This is a genomic window from Micromonospora sp. NPDC005686 (assembly GCF_042871665.1).
Taxonomy (GTDB): Bacteria; Actinomycetota; Actinomycetes; order Mycobacteriales; family Micromonosporaceae; genus Micromonospora.
This window is the reverse complement of sequence record NZ_JBIAIY010000003.1, coordinates 131,064-151,256: the sequence shown is the minus strand read 5'-3', so window position 1 is coordinate 151,256 and position 20,193 is coordinate 131,064. Positions and strand designations below refer to the sequence as shown.

Sequence of the window (20,193 nt, the reverse complement as noted above, 5' to 3'; positions counted from 1 at the left end):
GTGCGCTGGCCGCCGGCCGGTCAGGGCAGCTCACCCCACGATTGACAGATCAATCGTGGGTTCGCCGCCGGTCGTCCGCCGGTCATCGCCCGGCCGACTCTGTGGCCAGTTGGTGGCCAGCCGTCGATCTCAGCGCCCGAAGTGGACGAACGCGGCCCAGCCGACCGGATCGGCCGTGGTGGTGCGGCCGAGCGCCGCGCGCAGCACGTCGGGCATCTCGGTGGGCACCTGCCGCGCGTCGGAGATCATCCACCGTTGGGCCGCGCGAAGGGCATCGGCCGGCGCGAAATCCTCGCGACGCAGGTAATGGTGGAACATGTACATCAGCACCGACGTGGCGGCGTCCGGCACGCTCCACTGGGCACCCACGACAGCGCTGGCGGTGTTCGCGAGCAGCGTGGTGCTCAGGCTGAACGCCTCGTCGTCGGCGCGGCCGCAGACGCCGCTGCCGCACGCGGCGAGCACCGCCAGGGCGATGGAACGGGCCGGGGCGAACCGGACGACCTCCTCGGCCGACATCCGCTCCCCACCGGCCAGCAGGAGGTAGGACGTGTCGGCCCCGGTGCGGCCCGGGCGTACCACGCCGTGGCAGGCCAGGTGCAGCATGGTGCCGGCGTGCTCGTCGGCGAGCCACCCGAGCAGATCGGCCCGGGTGCCCACCCCACCGTCGGCGGCGACTCCGTCCGGGGTACGGCCGACGTACCGGGCGCGCGGATAGAACCGCTCCCGCACCGCCAGCGCCTCGGCCCGGGCCGCCGGCAGGTCCGCGGCGGCGCCCGCCGTGTCCGGGTCGCCCACCACCAGGCCGGAGTCGGACAGCGGCACCGGGGCACGCCAGGCCAGGTCGCACAGCAGACGCGCCGACGGCGCGTACGAGAACACCGCGTCCTCGATCGCGTACCGCACTCCCCCGTCCGTCACCTGGCGGGCGGCGTGCCAGGGAATGCGGGCCAGCTCGCCCATCGGGATCAGCACGAGGCGCGGCGCACGTCCGTCCGCCGATTGCGGGCAGCGTTCCAACAGCGGACCGATCGCGGCTGTCCACGCCCAGTCGCAGACGTCGTCGAGGGTCTTGCGCGCCGCCCCGGCGGCCTCGGACCATGATCCGGCCACCGCCACCCGGGAGGCGCGGCTGTCGGCCGTGGTCGCGGTGAGGAACGCGTCGAAGCCTGCCGTGCCCTGCTTGCTCAGCGTCGCCAGCGGGAACCAACTCGGCGGCTCCGCGCGTGGCACCATCACCACCGCGCCCGACCTCTCGTCGCCCGGCATCAGATAGACGAGCATGTCGGCGCCCAGTGCGGTCAGCGCCGCTCGCATCTCGTTGAGGTCGGGCGGGGCGAGCAGCCGCGTCGCGGCGGCGTCGGGCGCGACAGTCGTCGTGCCGTCCTCGGTGATGGCGATCCCGGCCAGTGCCGCGACGGCCTCCCGGCGCAGCTCGCCCGGCACGAACTCGGGCTCGGTCTCGGCCACGGCGTCACGCCAGCGCTCGGCGAGGCCGGGCCGACCGGCGTCGGCCAGGCGCGCGCCGAGGTCACGGGTCTCGGTGGCCGCGTAGAGGATCAGCGCGCGACAGGCGTCCAGCGCCAGCGCCGCGGATCCCGGGTCGTCGTCGGCGAGGCACCACCTCGCGACATCGAGCGCGTCGCCCGCGGCGTTCCGCGCGGCCGCGTCGGCGTCGCTGATGCGGGTCGTCAGCAACACGTTCCAGGCGTGCCCGCGCAGGCCGGCGAGCGCGACCTCCCGGCTCCGCCGGTTGTCGCCGGCCATCCGGTACGCGTGCGCCAGCGGGTTGGACAACTGCGTCCACTGCTGGTGCTGGTTCGAACCGGCCAGCTCGCGCCCCTGTTCCAGCAACCGGATGGCCTCGACGAGATCCGCGCGGCGTGCCACCTTCTCGACTCGGCGCAGGTGCGCGCTGCCGAGGCTGGCCAGATACCGCACGCGCTGCGGGTCATCACCTGACACCAGGTCCAGCGCCGCGCGAAGATCGCTGATCGCGGCGTCCAGCAGGCTCCTGTTGGAGAAACCGTGACGCAACTGCGCCACTCCGAGCGCATGCAGGTGCCGCGCGCGTTCGTGCGGCAGCTGGTCGGGCTGTTCGGCGAGCGCGCGCAACGCGGCGAGCCGCGCGCGCAGCTCGGGGTCGGCCGCATCGCTCCGCCTCGGGGCGGCGCCGGCGGGGGCGGATTTGCCCGTCTCCCGCAACGGGTCGACCTGCGTCCGCACGGTGCGCAGCGCGCTTCGTACGGGGTGGTCGTCGGGCAGCGACGACGCGGCTTCCTCCGCGCGGTCCAGGGCCGTCCACACGGCCGGCAGGTCGCCGCGGGCAACCGCCGCGTTGATCTCGGACAAGCCCTTGAGCGCCGCGAGCCGCGCCATCCCCTGCGGGTTGCCGGACATCAGGCCGGTGAGGACCTGGAGCGCGCGTTCCAGGTCTGCCGAGGAGCGCGCGACACTCGCCGGATCACCCTCCAGTCCGTTGACCACCACGCCGAGGGCCACACGCGCGTTGTCCACCATCTGCGCGTACGGCTGCCGATCGGCCACGACCCGGGCCAGCCGCTCCACCTCGGCAAGCGCTCCCCGAGGAGTGACTCCTGGCGCGCTCTCCGCCACCGCCTGCGCCAGAGCCGTGGACCGCACGACCGCCGCGCCCAGCTTGGCCTCCGGCAGGGGGTGTGGGTCGGCGGCGGCGATCTCACCCAACGCGACCGCTCGTTCGAGGTGTGCGGTGAAGCGTCCCGAACGGAGGATGGCGTTGACCAGGATCTGCGCGAGCTTGCACCGCCCCGGCAGGTCCTCGGGAAGCTCGTCGAAGTCGGCGAGAGCCGCCGACAGGTCGGCCGGCCGCCGACCGTGCTGGTCGAACGCGACCAGACGCAGCCAGCAGCGGGTGAAGCGCCAAGGCGCGCTGTCCGCCTCGCCGACCATCGTCATCGCTGCCGATGCCGAGTCGACAAGCGTACGCAGCGCCTCATCGGGTACCTGAGCCAACGTGACCCCACAGAGTACGGTTCCGGTTGCCGACTACTGACGGACCGGGGAGGCGGCCGTGTCCCTTCAGGACGAGCTCCACCGGGAACTCGTTGACCTCCGCCGGCGGCGGGGCCTGCTGAGCGCCTCCCTCGGCCGGCTCGTCGGGCCACGGCTGCACGAGCTGAGCGGGACCACGCCGACCGACCCCGACCGGGTGGTGCGCGAACGGGTCGGGCAGACGTTGCTCTCCCTGGCCCGGGACCTGCCGGCGGACCTGGTACGTGTGGTCGAGCTGACCTACGCCATCGACGCGGAGCACGCCTACGCCGACCTGACCACCCGGCAGGCTCAGTTGGGCCGGGAGCAGAGATACGAGTTGCGGACCGCCCGGCGCCGCTCGGAGCAGGTGACCGAGTTGCTGGCCGCGGCGGCGGAGGCCGACTGGGCGACGCGCCTCGCGGGGGATCTCGACTCCGGGTGGCGGGTCCGGTCGCTGGAGGCGCTGCTCCGGCTCGACACTCCCACGCCGGAGCTGTACGAGGTCCGGACCATCGTCGCCACCCGGGATCTCGACGAGATCGTGGTCCGGCTCGACCTGCCCCGCCCGGACACCGACAGCTCGGACGGCGCCGACCTCGTCATCGACGTGCTCTACGGCGCACGCATCCGCAGCGTCCGGCGGGGCAACGGCAACCGCCACTTCGAGGTCCGCCTCGCCCTGCCCGAGACGCTGAGCGCCGACCGGAACCACAAGCTGTGCATGCACTTCCGGGTGGCGCCCGGGCAGCGGATCCGGGACCGGTACGTGATCACTCCGCTGGATCCCTGCGACTACGGACTGGTGCGGGTCCGCTTCGCCGGTCGCGAGCCCGCCGCGCTGTGGCGGATCGACGGGCTGCCGCAGGGGCTGCTCGACGATCCGGACCGCCGGCACGACCGGCTCAGCGTTGACGGCGCGGGTGACGTCGTGGCGGAGTTCCGGCGGCTGCGACAGGGGCGCGGCTACGGCGTGGGGTGGCGGTTCGCGCAGCCGTGACCCGGCGGCGTCCCGCTGTCCGTCAGGGACGGGTGTGGCCCGGTTCTGTCGCGGGCCGAGCGGGCGACGCACCGGAAGGCCGGGTACCGGAGTTGGACGGCGAACACCTGTTGAACGTGATCGTCAACATGTCGATCGACGACCTCCCCGACGCCATCGACCATTTCACCGAGTCGGGTGACCTGCTCGCCCGCGCCATGGCGTACGCCCGTCTCCATCAGCACGACCGCCGGCCGGAGACGCTCGCGCGCGCCGAGGCGGACTTCGCCGCGGCCGGCGGCAGTCCCGCCGACCGCGCCCAGGTGGCGCGGGTGCTGGCCGTCCAGCGAGCCAAGGAGGCCGCCGTCGGCGCGCCCGGGGACGTCGGGCCGCTCCAGCGGATTCTCGACGAGGCCGAGGACGACCCGGCCGCCCCCGGTAACCGGGCCATGCTGGGCGTCATGACCGATCTGGCCGGCGCCCTGCGCGGGGGATCCGCCCATGACCTCGCGGGCACGCTGGCGCGGCTCTCGTCGATCAGCGTTCCGGACGACAGCCCCTACGCCGCGGTGCTGCCGCTCATGAAGGCGGCGCTGGCGTCGCAGATCGCCGACCCCGACGATCGGGCCGCCGTGGAAGATCTGCTCGAGCAGGCCCGGTCGACCCGCAGGGAGCTGTGGAAGCACGGGCAGCACGCGTCGACCGGCGAACTGCTGGAGGTCTCGGCCCGGCTGGTCGACGCGGCGCAACGGCAGGACCTCCGGTCGGCGGAGGAGGCGCTCCGGCGCATGCGCGAAGGACTCGACCGCATGCCCGCCGACGATCCGGGCGTGGCCGACCTCCGGGAGCACATCGAGCAGAACAAGACTCAGCTCGACGGCCTGCTCTCGACGATCGCCGCCGGCCCGCCCCCGGCCTCCGACGACGCCGCCACGCCCGCCGACGACGTGGCTCGGCTGATCACCAGCGGCTCCCGGCTCGTCGCGCAGGCGCAGGCCGGCCAGGACCTTGACCTGCTACGCCGGGGCGTCGACGACCTGGCCGGCGCCGTCCGGGCCGCCGCCCCGGACGACCCGCGACTGCCCGCCGTACGGATGGCGCTCGGCCACGCCCTCACACTGGCCCACCGCGCCGGCCGCGACACCGCCGCGCTCGCCGAGGCGGTCGACCAGCTCACCGCCGCGGTACGGGAGGCGGCCCAGCCGGGCCACCCCGTCTTCGCACCGGCCGCACACGCCCTGGCGCACGCGCACCTCGACGCCGGTGGCGCACGCGCCGCCTGCGACGTGGGGCTGCGCGGACTGTCCGGGTACGCCTACCAGGTGCTGCTGGGCAGCGGTACGGAAGGCGCCGTCACGATCGCGCGGGACGGGGCGACGACGGCTGCGGAGGTGGCGCGCTGGTGCCTGGCCCAGGACGACGTCGAGGCGGCCGGGACGGCGTTGGAGGCGGGGCGCGACATGCTCCTGTACGCGGCGACAGCGGTCGCCACCGTTCCGGAACTGCTGACCGCGGCCGGTGAACCCGGCCTCGCCGCGGACTGGACGGCCGGCGACGGCGTCCTGGACGTCGCCGGAGCGCGACGTGCCACGCGGGCCGCCGCCGCGCTGACGTACTCCGCGACACCTGCCGTCGGCCGCCTGATCGGCACGACGAGCTTCGACGAGATCCGCGCCGCACTGACCTCGCTGGGCCGGGACGCGCTCGTCCATCTGCTACCCCAGGACGCCAGCGGTGGCGGCCTCGCCGTCGTCGTGCCGCGCGGGGAAGCGCCCTTCTCGCTTGCGCTGCCGGCGCTGACCGTCCCGCCGGCTGCCGAGCCGTTCTCCGCTCAGATGGGCGAATGGGCGTGGCGGGTGGCCGTGGGCCCGTTGCTGCACGCCCTGGGCCACGTCCCGGGTCCGGACCGCCCGGCGCGGCTGACCCTCGTCGCGCCCGGGCCGCTGTCCACGGTGCCGTGGCAGGCCGCCCGCGCCCCGGACGGCCGGTACGCCGTGCAGGAGGCCGCCCTCTCGTACATCGTCTCCGGCCGGCTGCTGTGCGAGCTGGCCTGGCGGAGGCCGGTGGCGTCCGGCGCCGAGCTGACCGGCGACGCCGGCCTGGCGCCGCACGCGATCCTGACGCGACCCGCCGGGGCGGACGTCGTCACGCTCCCGCCCCGCCCCGGCGGGACCGAGGCCGCAGGGGCCGAGGACCAGGCGTTCGCGCCGGCGACGGCGTACCTGGTCGGCGGCGCCCGTACCGTGTTCGCCGCCGGATGGCCGGGGCCGGGCTCCTCGGCGCCGCTGCTCGCCTACATGACCTCGCACTTTCGGCGGGAAGGGCTGCCTCCGGCGGACGCGCTGCGCCGCGCCCAGTTGTGGATGCTCGACGGCGGCCGCACGGCGCCGCAGCCGATGCCCGACCACCTACGCACGGAGGCGGGCGAGGCGGGGTGCGCCGAGGTCGCCGCGTGGGCCGGGGTCAGCCACCACGGCCGGTAGGCGACGAGCGCCCTCCGGCCACATCCGACGGGCGACTGCCTCAGCCGGCGACCGGGCCGGACCTCTTCGCGCCGACGATCTCCAGCGCGGCGGCCGCTATCCGGTCCACGTCGACACGCCCACTCAGCGCACCCAGCACCGTTTCGCCCGGGTCCGTACCGGCATGCGGCGGTTGCTCGACATCGGTTACCGCGCTCGCCCGCCCGAAGACGGTCGCGAGGACGTCGACCACCGTCTCGGCCGCGGGCTCGCCCCGCCCGATCCGTTCCTCGATCGCCTCGACGGCGCGGGCGGCGAGCCGGGTCAGCTCCGCGTCGACCCGCGCGTCCAGGCCGGCCGGCGCAAGCGGTGCGACGAATCCGTCCTCGGGCGGCGCCGGGGCCACCGGAGGCTCCTTGTGCCCGAGCGGACGTTCGACGTACTTCTCGTACCAGCCGCTGCGCCTGCGCATGGCGGCCAGGACCCGCTCCACCTCCCGCGCGACGACCGGCGGTTCGCTGCCCGGCCAGTCGCCGGTCACCTCGGCACGGCGTTGTGCCCACGCCTCCAGTGGCCACACGTCGTTCCCGGCCGTCACCGGGACCCCCACCCAGCCGAGCAGTTCCGTGGCCAGCGCCGTGAGCCATCGGTCCCGGCCCAGTTCGTCGGCCAGCCACCCGGGTATCCGGGGACGTTGCAGCGCACCCCGGCGCCCGCGTCGCCGGCGGTGGCCGTCCACCGTCGCCGCGTTGAGGCGGCCGGCGATCCACCCCTCCAGGTTGTGGATCGGCCGGTCGGCGTGGGTCAACAGGTCCTCCACCACCGCCTCGACGTCGTCGTGGAACCGGTCGAGGCATTCGTCGGCGAGCCGTAGGACGGAGACGGAGCAGGCGGCATGGCCCCGACGGCGCTCGAACCGGCGTGTCACGCGGGCGAACACGATCGGCCAGACGAGGTCGTACGCCGCCCGGACGATCGCTCGACGCTCCGGGCCCTCTGCGGTCGCCGCAGCGGCGGCGAGGGTGCCCTCGCGGGCCAGCTCCGTCAACGCCGGCACGCCGCGATCGACGGCCTGCCGCGTCTCGCCGGGCGCGGGAGCCCGGCGAACGACGGGCATCCGGGCTGAGTCCCGTTGTCGGGACTGCGCTGCCGAAGCACCCACTGCGGCTCCTTCCAGAGCAGATTCGTCAGGGATGGTCTCCGATCGCGCCAGGACCGGCGGGATCGGACGGACACAGCCTGCCCCCGCTACAGGGCGCCACGCGACAGCGCGGCCGCACCGCTGAACCCGAGGAGCCACATTCAGTCTCTTCAGTGGATCCTCCACATCGGTCGGACGTGACGGCGGGGCCGGCCCGCGCCGCCGGTGCGTCATCCGGCGGTGAGCGGTGAACCAACCCGACCAGTCCCCCTCCGACGTCCTCCTGTCCCCGATCTGGGGTCTTGCGCCAGTGGCGGTTCTGTGCAGCGAGATCGTCGGCGGTCATCGAGGCGGACGGTCCGTCAGATACCTGTGTCACCTCCGACGAATCGCTCGCCGGATCGAGGAAAGGGCGGGAACTCCGTGTCGTCGCTGTACGCGCTGCTGGTCGGCATCAACTCGTATCGGACACCCGACCTGAGCCGGCTCTTCGGGTGCCTCAACGACGTCGGGCGGGTGGAACAGCTCCTCGACGCCCGGTTCGGATCGGGCTCCGAGACGCGCCCCCTGACGCTGCTCAACGAGCAGGCGACCCGAGCGGCGGTCGTCTCGGCATTCCGCGAACACCTCGGCCAGGCAGGTCCCGGCGACACCGCCCTGTTCTGGTTCAGCGGGCACGGCTCGCTCTCGCGGCTGCCGCCGGAGCTGTGGCACCGGGAACCCAGCGGCTGGTGCCAGACCCTCGTGTGCCACGACAGCCGGGCCGACGGGACCGAAACGCCCGATCTTCTCGACTGCGAACTCCGGGTGCTGATATCGGAGGTCGCGGCCCGCGGCGCGCACGTCGCCGTCGTCCTCGACAGCTGCCACTCGGCCGGCGCCACCAGGACCGGTCCCGGCGCCGACCCGCAGACGGACGAGGTGATCCGGATCGCGCCGGTCGCCCCTCGCTGGGCCGAGCCCGCCCCGCGGCCGCCTGCGCTGGAGTCGCTGCTACCGGAACTCGTCGGCGCCACCAACGATGCCGCCCTCGGCGGCAACCGAGACGTCGGCCCGGACCAGGCCGACGCCGACCACGTGGCGCTCACGGCGTGCCGCGACGACCAGCAGGCGTACGAGACCGGGCCGTGGAACCGACGCAACGGCATCTTCACCCTCGGCCTGCTCGACGCCATCGAGCGGTTGGGGCCCGGGGCCACCTACCGCGAACTGATGGTCGCCGCCCGGTGCGCCGTCGAGAACGCCAGGGACCGTCAGGTGCCGACGTTGTACCCCGCTGACCACGACATCGTCGACCAGCCCTTCCTCGGTGGTGTGTCCCGGGCGCCGGCGAGCGCGCTCGTCATGCGGTACAAGCGTGGCAGCTGGGAGATCAACGCCGGGTCGATCCACGGGATCGAGGCTGCGGCCGGCGAGGACGTCCGGGTCGCCGTACACCTCGAGAGCCCCGTACGCGAAGCGCGAGTGACCCGGGTACGGACCGAGCTCAGCGTCGTCGAACCCCTCGGCTGGACACCCGACACCGGCCGCCAGTACGACGTGGTGCTGTCCCGGGTGCCGATGCCCGCGGTCACGGTGGCGGTCGGGGGGACGAGCCGGGACGACCCGGAAACCGCCCGCGCCGTCATCGACGCGTTGCGGAGCGCGGGGCCCGACGGGTCCCCCTCACCGCACCTGCGACTGGTCCCGCTCGACGACCCGGAGAAGACACCCGACCTGCGGGTCTCCACCGACGGCTGCCGCATCCGCGTTCACTCGTTCGACGGCGGGCCACTGACGGACGACCTGACCCGCGCCGACGTGCACACGGCCGTGGCTCGGCTGGAGCACATCGCCCGCTGGCGCACCATCCGGAACCTGGCCAACCGGGTCTCCCGGCTCGCCGGTGCGGTCAAGATCGAGGTCGTGGTGGCGGAACCGGGCGAGATCAGCGCACCGCGGGACCGGGCGCCGGCCAAGCCCGGCGACGACGGCGCCGTTCTGTTGACGTACGCCCGCGCCGGCGACGGGTGGGTGCCACCGATGGTCTTCATCCGACTCCGGAACACCAGCGATCGGCCGCTCTACTGCGTCCTGCTCGACCTGACCGACCGGCACGCCGTCCACCCGCACCTGTTCCCCGGCCGGATCATCGCGCCCCGGAACTGCGGTGTGGCCTTCGACGGCGGCCTGGTCGCCTTCCAACTGCCCGAGGACCGCGCCGTCGAGCCCGGTGCCGAAACGCGCGACTACCTGCAGTTGCTCGTCTCGGAGGAGGAGTTCCCGGCCACGTCGTTCCACCTCGGCGCGCTGGGCACCCAAAGGGCCGTCGAGAGGAGCCCGAGCCGCTCGGGGTCGTTCACCGGCATCCTCGACCAACTGGGGATGACCGCCCTTCATCGCGAGGCGGTTCGCCCGCCGGCCGCGGCACCGGACTGGGCGAGCAGCGTCCTGACGGTACGCACGCGGGTGCCGGAGATCTCGTGAGCGGTGGACAACCTGGGCCGAGACCGGGACCGACGAGGGGACCCGGTCGCAGGCGGTCAGGCAGCGCGGCGGGCGCGGCGACGGGCGTGGACGAAGGCGGCGTCGCCGCGCCCGCGGCCCCACCAGGACCACGGAACGCCCGTCGCGTACCGGCCGATCGACGCGAACACCGGCGCGGCCTCGGCGTCGCGGCCGGTGCGCGCCAGCCCGTACGCCAGGAAGTTCGCGTCGTCGAGCCAGTCGGCGTGCCGGGTGGCCGGCTGGTGGAACCACCGGGACAGCGCGTCGTCGAGATCGGACCGCATGACCGGATCCTGTTGCCACCGCTCGCTGATCTCGTCGGCGGTGCCGCCTTCGGGTTCGCGATCCTGCTCCCACAGCGCCCACTCCGCGGCGGCGCGCACCGGCAGCACGAGCAGCGGCGAGCCCGTCGGCGCCGCGGCGGCGACCGATCGGGCGAAGCGGAACATCGCCTCGTGCGAGCCGCTCCACTTCCTGCAGTGGTAGGTCAGCCGCAGGACGTGGCCGTCCTGATGCCAGGGATCCCGCTTGGTCAGCTCACGCCACGTCTCCTCGACGTCCTCCAGTGGCGCGCTCTCGTCGATCATGAGGCGCAGCCGGTGCGCCCACGGTGTGGGATCGTCGGGCGCGAGCCGCATCGCGAGGTCGTTCACCTGCCGGGCCAGGTCCAGCAGGCGGTTGAACTCGGCCCACTGCTCCGGACGTACGGAGGCCGCCCAGTCGCCGCCGCGCACCTCCCACGCACGGGCCATCAGGGAACGAGCACGTACGAGCTGGGCATCCGGATCGGCGGGCGCGCGCGACGCCCAGCGATCGGTCCAGGCGGCGGCGGTGTCGACCCGGCCGGTCGTACGGTCGATCCGGGATCCGAGCCCGCCGGCTGTCGATTCGGCCAGCACACGGACGTACCGTGCCCGGCGGTCGTAGTCATCCCGCGTGGCGGCCAGAGCCTTCCGGGCCGGCCCGATGTCGGAGCCGTACCGCGCCTGCGTGCACGCCTCGCGCAGCACGGCGTCGTCCTGCGCCAGGTTGGGGTCGATCTGGCGGGTGAGCAGCCGCCACACGGTCGAGATCATGATCAGGGATGGTAGATGCCGGCGGGCCCGCCGGCAGCCCCGGCGAGCCGGACCGCCAGCCGGTGAGCCCGTCAGCCGTCTGCCGTCCCGGCGGCGCGGATCACCGCGTCGAGCCAGCGCAACTGCCGCCGCACGTGGACGGCCTCGCCGCCCTCGTGCCCGTTGAACGGGTACGTGTGCATCTCCCGTAGCGGCGCGGCCGATCCGCCGGCGGCGGCGTACTGGTTGTAGGCGGCGAAGCCGGTGCTCGGTGGGCAGACGTCGTCGCGCAGGCCGATCCCGAAGTGTGCCGGGGCGGTGGCCCGCCGGGCGAAGGTCACCCCGTCGACGTAGGACAGCGTGCGCCGGACCGGCTCCTCGGCGTCGCGGTGCACCGCCAGGTAACCGGCGATCTCGCCGTAGGGGGACGCCTCGGTGAGTTCGATGGCGCGCTGGATGTCGCACAGGAACGGGGCGGTGACCAGGAGCGCGGCGAGGCCGTCGACGAGGCCTGCCGCCGCGAGCGCGAGTCCGCCACCCTGGCTGTTGCCCACCGCGGCGACGCGCTCCGGGTCCACACCCGGCAGGGCGCGGACGGCGTCGATCGCGCGCACCGCGTCGGTGATCAGACGGCGGTAGTGGTAGTCGTCCGGGGCCAGGATCCCCCGCGTGACAGGGCTGGGCCCACCGGGGGCGTCGTGCGGGTCCGGGGTGTCGCCGTGGCCGAAGAGTCCGGCCTGCCCCCGGTTGTCCACCAGCAGGTGGGCGTAGCCGGCCACCGGCCAGGTGAGCCGCTCCCCCGGCAGACCCCGGCCGCGTCCGTAGCCGGGGTACTCCACCACGGCCGGCAGCGGCGTGGGTGCGCCCGCGGGGCGGGTGTACCAGGCCCGGACCGGTTCACCGGCGAAGCCGGCGAACGTCACGTCCCACACGTCGACCAGCCGCAGGCCGGTGGGTTCGGGCCGGACGTCAACGAGCACCGGGGTGGCCCTGGCGGCGGTGAGGGTGCCGCACCAGAACCGGTCGAAGTCGGCGGGTTCGACAACGTCCGGCGTATAGCGACGGAGCTGGTCGAGGGAGATATCGATCGATGCTCTTGACACCCCGATAACGATACCCATAAATTTCCGAAAGGCTTACGGCGCATTACCGGAAAGTTCCGGTCGACGTTCAGGCGGGAGGATGAGCTTGGCATCACCGACCCCGCGCGGTCGCCGTACGCCCTGGCGGCGAGCCCTGCGCCGGGACTGGCAGCTCTACTCGCTGGCCGTCCTGCCGCTGCTGTTCTTCCTGACGTTCCGCTACCTGCCGATGCTCGGCAACGTGATCGCGTTCCGGCGCTTCCAGCCGGGCGGCAGCCTCTTCGGCGAGTACTGGACCGGGCTGCGGTACTTCCGGCTGTTCTTCACCGACCCCACCTTCTGGAGCGTGTTCACGAACACGCTCGTGCTGGGCGCGCTGACCCTGGTGTTCTGCTTCCCGCTGCCGATCGTGCTCGCACTGCTGCTCAACGAGGTGCGCAACCGCGCCCTCAAGCGGTTCGTGCAGTCGGTGTCCTACCTGCCGCACTTCCTGTCGATCGTGATCGTGGCCGCCATGGTCCTCCAGCTGCTGTCGGTGGACGGCACGGTGAACCAGATGCTGCGCGCCGTGGGTGGCGAGCCGGTCCCGTTCATGCAGCAGGCCGGCTGGTTCCGGACGATCTACGTCTCCTCCGAGGTCTGGCAGACCGTCGGCTGGGGCACCATCCTCTACCTCGCCGCGCTCACCACTGTCGACGGCGACCTGTACGAGGCGGCGCGCATCGACGGCGCCAACAGGTGGCGACAGACCTGGCACGTGACGCTGCCGGGGATCCGGCCGACGATGGTGACCCTGCTGATCCTCAACATCGGCACCTTCATGGCCGTCGGCTTCGAGAAGATCCTGCTGCTGTACAACCCGCTCACCTACCCGACTGCGGACGTGATCTCGACCTACCTGTACCGGGTGGGCATCGTCTCCGGAAACCTCAGCTACGCCGCCGCGATCGGCCTGTTCGAGTCCGTGATCGGGCTGACGCTGGTGCTGTCGGCGAACGCGATCTCCCGGCGCACGGTGGGGACGAGCCTGTGGTGAGCACGCGCGCCCGCACCGGGGCACCGGCGGTCCGGCCGCGTGGCCCCCGGCCCACCCGGGGCTACCGGGTCTTCCAGGCGGTAAACGCCGTCGTGCTGACCGCCGTCGTGGTGGTGACCCTCTACCCGTTCCTCACCATCGTGGCCCGCTCGCTCAGCGACAACGCGTACATCGTCGCGGGTGAGGTGAACCTCGTGCCGCGGGGGTTCAACCTCACCGCGTACCGGGTGGTGACGTCCGACCCGGCGTTCTGGGTCAGCTACCGCAACACCGTCTTCTACACGGCGGTCGCCACGCTCATCTCCGTCGTGCTGACCACCTGCTACGCCTACGTGCTGTCGAAGAGGCACCTGCGGGGCCGGACCGCGCTGGTCGGGATCGCCGTGTTCACCATGTTCTTCACCGGCGGCCTGATCCCCAACTACGTCCTGGTCACCAGCCTGGGGCTGAAGAACTCCGTGTGGGCGATCGCCCTGCCCAACGCCATAAACGTGTTCAACCTGCTGGTGATGAAGGCGTTCTTCGAGAGCCTGCCGGTCGAGCTGGAGGAGGCTGCCGCCGTCGACGGGCTGAACACGTACGGCACGCTGCTGCGGATCGTGCTGCCGCTGTCCAAGGCGATGGTCGCCACGATGGTGCTGTTCTACGCCGTCTCGTTTTGGAACTCCTGGTTCGCCGCGTTCCTCTACATGGACCGTCAGGACCTGCTCCCGGTGACCGTCTACCTGCGCAACCTCATCGCGGGCGCGACCGACGCCACGCAGACCGGCGGCGGCCTCGGCAGCGCCGGCGACGTCGTCCAGTCCGCCGCCACCATCCAGTCCGTGACCATCGTGCTGACGATCCTGCCGATCCTCGCGGTCTATCCGTTCATCCAGCGCTATTTCGTCTCCGGAATCATGCTCGGCGCCGTGAAGGGATAGCCGCCCCCGCACCACCTCCACCACCGGAAGGAAGAATCCATGGCCAAGCTGTCCCGGCGCCAACTGCTGCTCGCCAGCGGCGCGGCCGCCGTCGTCTCCCTGGCGGGTTGCGGCGACGACACCCCCGACAAGAAGGACCTCGACCGCAACCGTGCGGGCGCGATGGAGAAGTACGGCCTCGGGGACCAGTTCAAGGCCACCGAACCGGTCACGTTCTCGATCCTCTACAACAACCACCCGAACTACCCGCTCAAGCCCGAGTGGCTGTTCTGGGCCGAGCTGGCCCGGCGGACGAACGTCAAGCTGGACCCGGTCGCCGTGCCGCTGAGCGACTACGAGCAGAAGCGCAGCGTGCTGGTCGGCTCGGGCGACGCCCCGCTGATCATCCCGAAGACCTACCACCCGCAGGAGAGCTCGTACGTCTCCTCCGGCGCCATCCTGCCGGTCAGCGACTACCTCGACCTGATGCCGCACTTCAAGGACAAGATCGAGCGGTGGAACCTCCAGCCGGAGATGGACACGCTCCGGCAGGAGGACGGCAAGTTCTACCTGCTGCCCGGACTGCACGAGAAGCCCTGGCAGGACTACACCCTCGCGGTCCGCACCGACGTGCTGGAGCAGTTGAAGATCCCGTCCCCGACCACCTGGGACGAGGTGTACGCCATGCTCAAGGCGATGAAGGCGGCCCACCCGGACGTCATCCCGTTCTCCGACCGGTTCGGCAAGCCCAACCCGGCCGGCAACCTGCTGAACATGCTGGCCCTCGCGCACGGCCTACCCGGCGCCGGCTGGAACTACCAGGCGACGAGCTGGGACGCCGGGGCCGGGAAGTACGTCTTCACCGGCGCCTCGGACGGCTACCGGCAGGTGGTGGAGTACCTCCACAAGCTGGTCGCCGAAGGGTTGCTCGACCCGGAGACGTTCACCCAGACCGACGACCAGGCCCGGCAGAAGCTCGCCAGCGGCAAGTCCTTCGTGATCAGCACGAACGCGCAGACCCTGGTGAACGACTACCGCCCGGACATCGCGAAGATCAACCCGAACGCCCGGCTCGGCAAGATCCTCTTCCCGGTTGGGCCGGCCGGGCCGGTCAACCCGGCGAGCCGGCTGGAGAACGGCGTGATGATCTCCAGCAAGGCCCGGGACGGCAAGAACTTCGTGGCCATGATGCAGTTCATCGACTGGCTCTGGTATTCCGACGCCGGCCAGGAGTTCGCCAAGTGGGGCGTCGAGGGCACCACGTACGCCACTGACGCCTCCGGCAAGCGCACCCTCGCCCCGGACGTCAACGTCGTCGGCCTCAACCCCAAGGGCAGCAAGCACCTCCAGAAGGACTTCGGCTTCTACAACGGCGTCTTCGCCTACGGCGGCAAGCTCGACCTGGTGCAGTCGTTCTTCTCGCCCGAGGAGCTGGAGTTCCAGAAGGAGATGAACGCCCGCAAGCCCGCGCCCTGGGTGACCCCGCCACCCGCGCCGCTCAACGACGAAGAACGCGAGCAGACGACACTGTGGGCGACCGCGCTGAAGGACCACGTCACCCAGAACACGCTGAAGTTCGCCCTCGGCCAGCGGCCGCTGAGCGAGTGGGACGCCTACGTCTCGGAGCTGAGGGGCAAGAACGCGCAGGCCTACACCGACCTGGTCAACAAGGCGTACGAGCGGTACCGCAAGAACCACGGCTGACCGGCGATGCGCGAAACCGTTCCCGATCGACCCACCGGCCGGCTGACCGACGCCTGGCGTACCTGCGTCGGCACCGGCCGGTTCGACCTGGCCCTGCGACGCGACTACCAGGACTCGCTCGCCCTGGTGCAGCGGGACATCGGCTTCCGGCACATCCGCGGGCACGGGCTGCTCAGCGACGGCGCCGGCGTGCACCGCCCCTACACCTACCAGGGCGAGCGCCGGGTGCGGCACGCCTTCACCTACGTCGACCAGGTCGTCGACGCCTACCTCGGCATGGGCATCCGGCCCTTCGTGGAGCTGGGGTTCATGCCCTCGGCGCTCGCCTCCGGCGACCAGACGGTGTTCTGGTGGCGGGGCAACGTGACGCCTCCGGAGTCGTACACCGAATGGGGTGACCTGGTCCGCGCCACGGTGGCCCACCTGGTCGGCCGGTACGGCCTCGACGAGGTGCGTGGCTGGCCGATCGAGGTGTGGAACGAACCCAACCTGACGGCGTTCTGGGCGGGCGCCGACCAGGACGCCTACCACCGCCTGTACGAGGTGTCGGCGCACGCCGTGAAGGAGGTCGACGCGGCGCTCCAGGTCGGCGGCCCGGCCCTCTCCCCCGGGGCCGACGAGTGGCTGAAGCCCTTCGCCGAGTTCGTCACCGACCGCGACGTGCCCGTCGACTTCGTCAGCCGGCACGCCTACACCTCCGGCCCGGCGCGGCACCTGCCGTTCGGCACCCGGCAGACCCTCGCCCCGGCCGCGGAACTGCTGGAGCAGTTCGCCGCGCCCCGCCGGCACCTGGCCGGCACCGCGCTGGCCGACCTCCCGGTGCACATCACCGAGTTCAACTCCTCCTACCGGCCGGACAACCCGATCCACGACACGGCCTTCCACGCCGCCTACCTCGCTCCGGTGCTGGCCGGCGGCGGGGACCTGGTCGACTCCTTCTCCTACTGGACCTTCAGCGACGTGTTCGAGGAGGAGGGGGTGCCCACCGCGCTGCTGCACGGCGGCTTCGGCCTGCTCACCCACCGGCAGGTCAAGAAACCCACCTACCACCTGTACGCGTTCATGGCCCGGCTCGGCGACGAGGTGCTCGCGCGCGGACCGGACCACCTCGTCACCCGGCACCCCGACGGCCGGGTCGCGGTGCTGGCCTGGGCCCCGGTGGACGTCACCGGCCGGGAGCCGGCGCCCGAGCGGCACACCCTGTCGCTGTCGGTTCCGGTCGGCCCGCCGGGCACCGTGTCGGCGTTCCTGCTCCGCTCGTCGGTGAGCGAGGACGCCGGCAACGCCTGGGCGGCCTGGCGGGAGATGGGCAGCCCGCACTCGCCCCGGCCCCGGCAGCTCGACGCGTTGCGGGAGGCCGCCGAGCCGGCCCGTACCCATCGGGCCCTGCGGGTCGCGGCCGGCCGGGCCGACCTCGACCTCGTCCTCACCCGGCACGAGGTGACCCTCGCCGAGCTGACTCCGGTGGTGGACGAGACCCCGCCGTGGTGGGACGACGACCGGTTGCTCGACCCGCCCGGGGACCCACGGTGAGCGGCGCGACCGGCGGGCCGCGGGAGTTCGGCGACGGGCCGCTGTCGCGGGCCGCCGCGGCGGTCCACACCCTGCTCGTGGTCGAACTGCTCCTCCTGGTGAGCATGCTGCCCGGCCTGGCCGTGCTCGTGCTGCTCGACCGCGACAGCAGCAACCTCCCGCTGGTCGCCGCCGCCGCGCTGCCGGTCGGTCCGGCGGTCTCGGCCGCGCTGCACACGCTGCGCCACCAACGCCCGGACCTGACCGATCTCCGGCCCGCCGTCACGTTCCGCCGGGCCTACCGGGCCAACCTGCCGGGCGTGCTGCGCGTCTGGGCGCCGACGCTGCTGTGGCTGGCCGTCATCGCGGTCAACCTGGCGAACCTGCCCGCCGCCGCCCTCCCCCGCTGGTGGGCCGTGCCGCTGGTGGTGATCGGCGCGGGGGTGATCCTGGTCGGGGTCAACGCGCTGGTGATCGTCTCACTGTTCGCCTTCCGCACCCGCGACGTGCTCCGGCTCGCCCTCTACTACGTGACGCGCAAGCCCGGCGTCACAGTCGGCAACGTCGTGCTGCTGGCCGCCGGCGCCGCCGTCACCGCGGTGTTCTCCGAGGCGGTACTCGCCCTGCTGGCCGCGCTCCTGGTGCTGGCGCTGCTGCGGATCGGCGACCCCATGATCGATGACATCCGGGCGGAGTTCACCGCATGAGCGTTCCGGTCACCGGCCGGGCTGCGGCCGACGCCGGCGAGTCGGCCTGGCACGCCGCCTGGCTACCCCCCGCGGTGTTCCGCGAACTCGGCTCCCGCGGGGTGCTGGTGCACGGCGACGGGCTCCTGGTCGACACCGTCATCGACGAGGTGAGCCGGGCCTGCGCCCGGTACGGCGGACGGCTCTGGCACGGTCCACCGTGGCAGGTCGACGCGGACCTGGTGCTGGCCCTGCGCGAGGCCGGTCCGGTGCCGAACGCGGCGGCGGAGGCGATCCGGCTCGGTGCGACACCGGCGGTGAACGGCACGGGCGACGGCTCCCTCGGCGACGAGGGGTACCTGCTGGCGCGGGTGAGCGGCGTGACAGTGGTCCTGGCCGACGCGCCGGCCGGCCTGCTGTACGGGATGTTCCACGTGGTCCGGCTGGGCCCGGCGGCCTTCGACGACGACCTTCCGGCGCGGCGGCACCGGCCGGCGCTGGACCGGCGGATGCTCGACCACTGGGACAACGTGGCCGTACACCCGGTGTCGGGTCAGGTCGAGCGGGGCTACGCCGGCGGCTCCCTGTTCTGGCGCGACGGCGCCGCCCGGCACGAGCCCGCCCGGCTGCGGGACTACGGACGCCTGCTCGCCGCCTGCGGCGTCAACGCGATCTGCGTGAACAACGTCAACGTGCACGACACCGAGGCGCGACTGCTGACCGACCGGCTCGGCGACGTCGCGGAGATCGCCGAGGTGCTCCGCCCGTACGGCATCCGGGTGCACCTGTCGGTGACCTTCGCCGCCCCGGTGGTCCTCGGCGGCCTGCCCACCGCCGATCCGCTGGACGAGCGGGTACGGGCCTGGTGGGCCGCCGCCACCCGGCGGGTCTACCAGCGGATCCCCGACTTCGGCGGCTATCTGGTGAAGGCCGACTCCGAGGGCCGGCCCGGCCCGTTCGCGTACGGGCGCGACCACGCCGACGGCGCGAACCTGCTCGCCGGGGCGCTCGCCCCGCACGGCGGCGTGGTGCGCTGGCGGGCGTTCGTCTACGACCACCGCCAGGACTGGCGGGACCGGTCGACCGACCGCGCCCGGGCCGCCCACGACCACTTCGCGCCGCTGGACGGGCGGTTCGCCGACAACGTGATCGTCCAGGTGAAGTTCGGCCCGATCGACTTCCAGGCACGCGAACCGGTGTCCCCGGTGCTCGCCGCGATGCCGGCCACCCGGCTGGCGGTGGAGGTGCAGGCGACGCAGGAGTACACCGGCCAGCAGCGGCACGTCTGCTACCTCGGACCCTGGTGGAGCGAGGTGCTGGGGTTCCGGCCCCGGGGCGCGGCCGGCGGCACGATCGCCGACGTGGCGGCCGGCCGGGCGGGCACCGGCGGTGGCGGTCTGGCCGCCGTGGCCAACGTGGGCGACGACCCGTTCTGGACCGGGCACCCGCTGGCCCAGGCGAACCTGTACGCCTTCGGCCGGCTCGCCTGGGATCCGCGGCTGGATCCCGCTGCGATCCTCGACGAGTGGATCGACCTGACCTGGGTGCCGGTCACCGCCGGCGATCCGGATCCGGTGCGGCGGACGATGCACGCGATCATGGACGACTCCTGGCGCACCTACGAGCGCTACACCGCCCCGCTCGGCGTCGGCTTCATGGTGCGGCCCGGCCACCACTACGGTCCCGACGTGGACGGCTACGAGTACACCCCGTGGGGCACCTACCACTTCGCCGACCGCGACGGCGTCGGGGTGGACCGGACCCGGGCGACCGGGACCGGCTTCACCGGCCAGTACCCGCCGCCGTGGTCGGAGGTGTACGAGTCACGCGAGCGCTGCCCCGACGAACTGCTGTTGTTCTTCCATCACGTCCCGTACCGGCATGTGCTGCAGGATGGCCGTACCGTCATCCAGCACATCTACGACACGCACTTCGCCGGGGTCGAGGAGGTGGCGGCGATGCGGGAGCGGTGGCGGCTCCTCGCCGGGGCGGTCGACCCGGCCGTCCACGACCGGGTGGCCGAGCGCCTCGACGAACAGTTCCGCAGCGCCGTCGAGTGGCGGGACCAGATCAACACCTACTTCTTCCGCAAGTCCGGGGTGCCGGACGCGCACGGCCGCCGCATCTACTGAGCC

13 protein-coding genes are annotated in these 20,193 nt (G+C 72.8%); 9 read left to right on the top strand and 4 right to left on the bottom strand.

All coding sequences use genetic code 11. The annotated features are described in order from the left end of the window. Positions 1–129: 129 nt before the first annotated feature. On the bottom strand, positions 130–2,994 hold the full coding sequence (locus tag ACFYON_RS08010) for a CHAT domain-containing protein (protein WP_355014865.1): 2,865 nt from the start codon (positions 2,992–2,994) through the stop codon (positions 130–132). A 58-nt stretch (positions 2,995–3,052) separates the two neighbouring features. On the opposite strand from ACFYON_RS08010, the gene ACFYON_RS08005 reads away from it, so the two are divergent. Both ACFYON_RS08005 and ACFYON_RS08000 read left to right on the top strand, forming a co-directional pair. Further along, entirely contained in the window at positions 3,053–4,012 is a 960-nt protein-coding gene (locus ACFYON_RS08005) for a hypothetical protein (RefSeq protein ID WP_354864218.1), read from the top strand. 92 nt (positions 4,013–4,104) lie between these two features. Then, positions 4,105–6,474: a CHAT domain-containing protein gene (locus ACFYON_RS08000; RefSeq protein WP_354864220.1), complete on the top strand. Its 2,370-nt coding sequence runs from the start codon at positions 4,105–4,107 to the stop codon at positions 6,472–6,474. 40 nt (positions 6,475–6,514) lie between these two features. Here the strand turns inward: ACFYON_RS08000 and ACFYON_RS07995 are convergent, their stop codons facing one another. Continuing rightward, a complete protein-coding gene (locus ACFYON_RS07995; RefSeq protein ID WP_354864222.1) occupies positions 6,515–7,510 on the bottom strand; it encodes a hypothetical protein in 996 nt (331 codons plus the stop codon). A gap of 507 nt (positions 7,511–8,017) precedes the next feature. On the opposite strand from ACFYON_RS07995, the gene ACFYON_RS07990 reads away from it, so the two are divergent. Beyond that, positions 8,018–10,060: a caspase family protein gene (locus ACFYON_RS07990; RefSeq protein ID WP_354864224.1), complete on the top strand. Its 2,043-nt coding sequence runs from the start codon at positions 8,018–8,020 to the stop codon at positions 10,058–10,060. Between the two features lie 56 nt (positions 10,061–10,116). Here the strand turns inward: ACFYON_RS07990 and ACFYON_RS07985 are convergent, their stop codons facing one another. Beyond that, positions 10,117–11,157 carry a DUF4034 domain-containing protein gene (locus ACFYON_RS07985; RefSeq protein WP_354864226.1) on the bottom strand — a complete coding sequence of 347 codons (1,041 nt, stop codon included), beginning with the start codon at positions 11,155–11,157 and terminating at the stop codon, positions 10,117–10,119. A gap of 71 nt (positions 11,158–11,228) precedes the next feature. Beyond that, a complete protein-coding gene (locus ACFYON_RS07980; RefSeq protein WP_354864228.1) occupies positions 11,229–12,257 on the bottom strand; it encodes an acetylxylan esterase in 1,029 nt (342 codons plus the stop codon). A gap of 67 nt (positions 12,258–12,324) precedes the next feature. Here ACFYON_RS07980 and ACFYON_RS07975 point away from each other — a divergent pair, with 67 nt between their 5' ends. Genes ACFYON_RS07975 through ACFYON_RS07950 form a run of 6 tightly spaced genes read left to right on the top strand, consistent with a single transcriptional unit; the run spans position 12,325 to position 20,190 of the window. After that, positions 12,325–13,254 carry an ABC transporter permease subunit gene (locus ACFYON_RS07975; RefSeq protein ID WP_355047390.1) on the top strand — a complete coding sequence of 310 codons (930 nt, stop codon included), beginning with the start codon at positions 12,325–12,327 and terminating at the stop codon, positions 13,252–13,254. Further along, a complete protein-coding gene (locus ACFYON_RS07970) occupies positions 13,251–14,177 on the top strand; it encodes a carbohydrate ABC transporter permease (RefSeq protein ID WP_354864232.1) in 927 nt (308 codons plus the stop codon). The genes ACFYON_RS07975 and ACFYON_RS07970 overlap by 4 nt, the downstream gene beginning before the upstream one ends. Before the next feature lie 39 nt (positions 14,178–14,216). After that, the gene (locus ACFYON_RS07965; RefSeq protein ID WP_354864234.1) at positions 14,217–15,860 is read left to right on the top strand and encodes an extracellular solute-binding protein; all 1,644 of its coding nucleotides are present in this window, start codon (positions 14,217–14,219) and stop codon (positions 15,858–15,860) included. A gap of 6 nt (positions 15,861–15,866) precedes the next feature. Then, complete coding sequence (locus ACFYON_RS07960; RefSeq protein WP_354864236.1) at positions 15,867–17,393, top strand: xylan 1,4-beta-xylosidase; 1,527 nt, start codon at positions 15,867–15,869, stop codon at positions 17,391–17,393. Then, positions 17,390–18,079, top strand: coding sequence for a hypothetical protein (locus ACFYON_RS07955; protein WP_354864238.1), 690 nt, complete (start codon positions 17,390–17,392; stop codon positions 18,077–18,079). The genes ACFYON_RS07960 and ACFYON_RS07955 overlap by 4 nt, the downstream gene beginning before the upstream one ends. Beyond that, positions 18,076–20,190, top strand: coding sequence for an alpha-glucuronidase (locus tag ACFYON_RS07950; protein WP_354864240.1), 2,115 nt, complete (start codon positions 18,076–18,078; stop codon positions 20,188–20,190). Before ACFYON_RS07955 ends, ACFYON_RS07950 begins: the two co-directional genes overlap by 4 nt. Positions 20,191–20,193 lie beyond the last annotated feature (3 nt).

Excerpts from the sequence above, each read along its gene's own strand:
- ACFYON_RS07960 (WP_354864236.1), top strand. The coding sequence starts at position 15,867 with ATGCGCGAAACCGTTCCCGATCGACCCACCGGCCGGCTGACCGACGCC.
- ACFYON_RS07950 (WP_354864240.1), top strand. The coding sequence starts at position 18,076 with ATGAGCGTTCCGGTCACCGGCCGGGCTGCGGCCGACGCCGGCGAGTCG.
- ACFYON_RS07980 (WP_354864228.1), bottom strand. The coding sequence starts at position 12,257 with ATGGGTATCGTTATCGGGGTGTCAAGAGCATCGATCGATATCTCCCTC.
- ACFYON_RS07985 (WP_354864226.1), bottom strand. The coding sequence starts at position 11,157 with ATGATCTCGACCGTGTGGCGGCTGCTCACCCGCCAGATCGACCCCAAC.
- ACFYON_RS07965 (WP_354864234.1), top strand. The coding sequence starts at position 14,217 with ATGGCCAAGCTGTCCCGGCGCCAACTGCTGCTCGCCAGCGGCGCGGCC.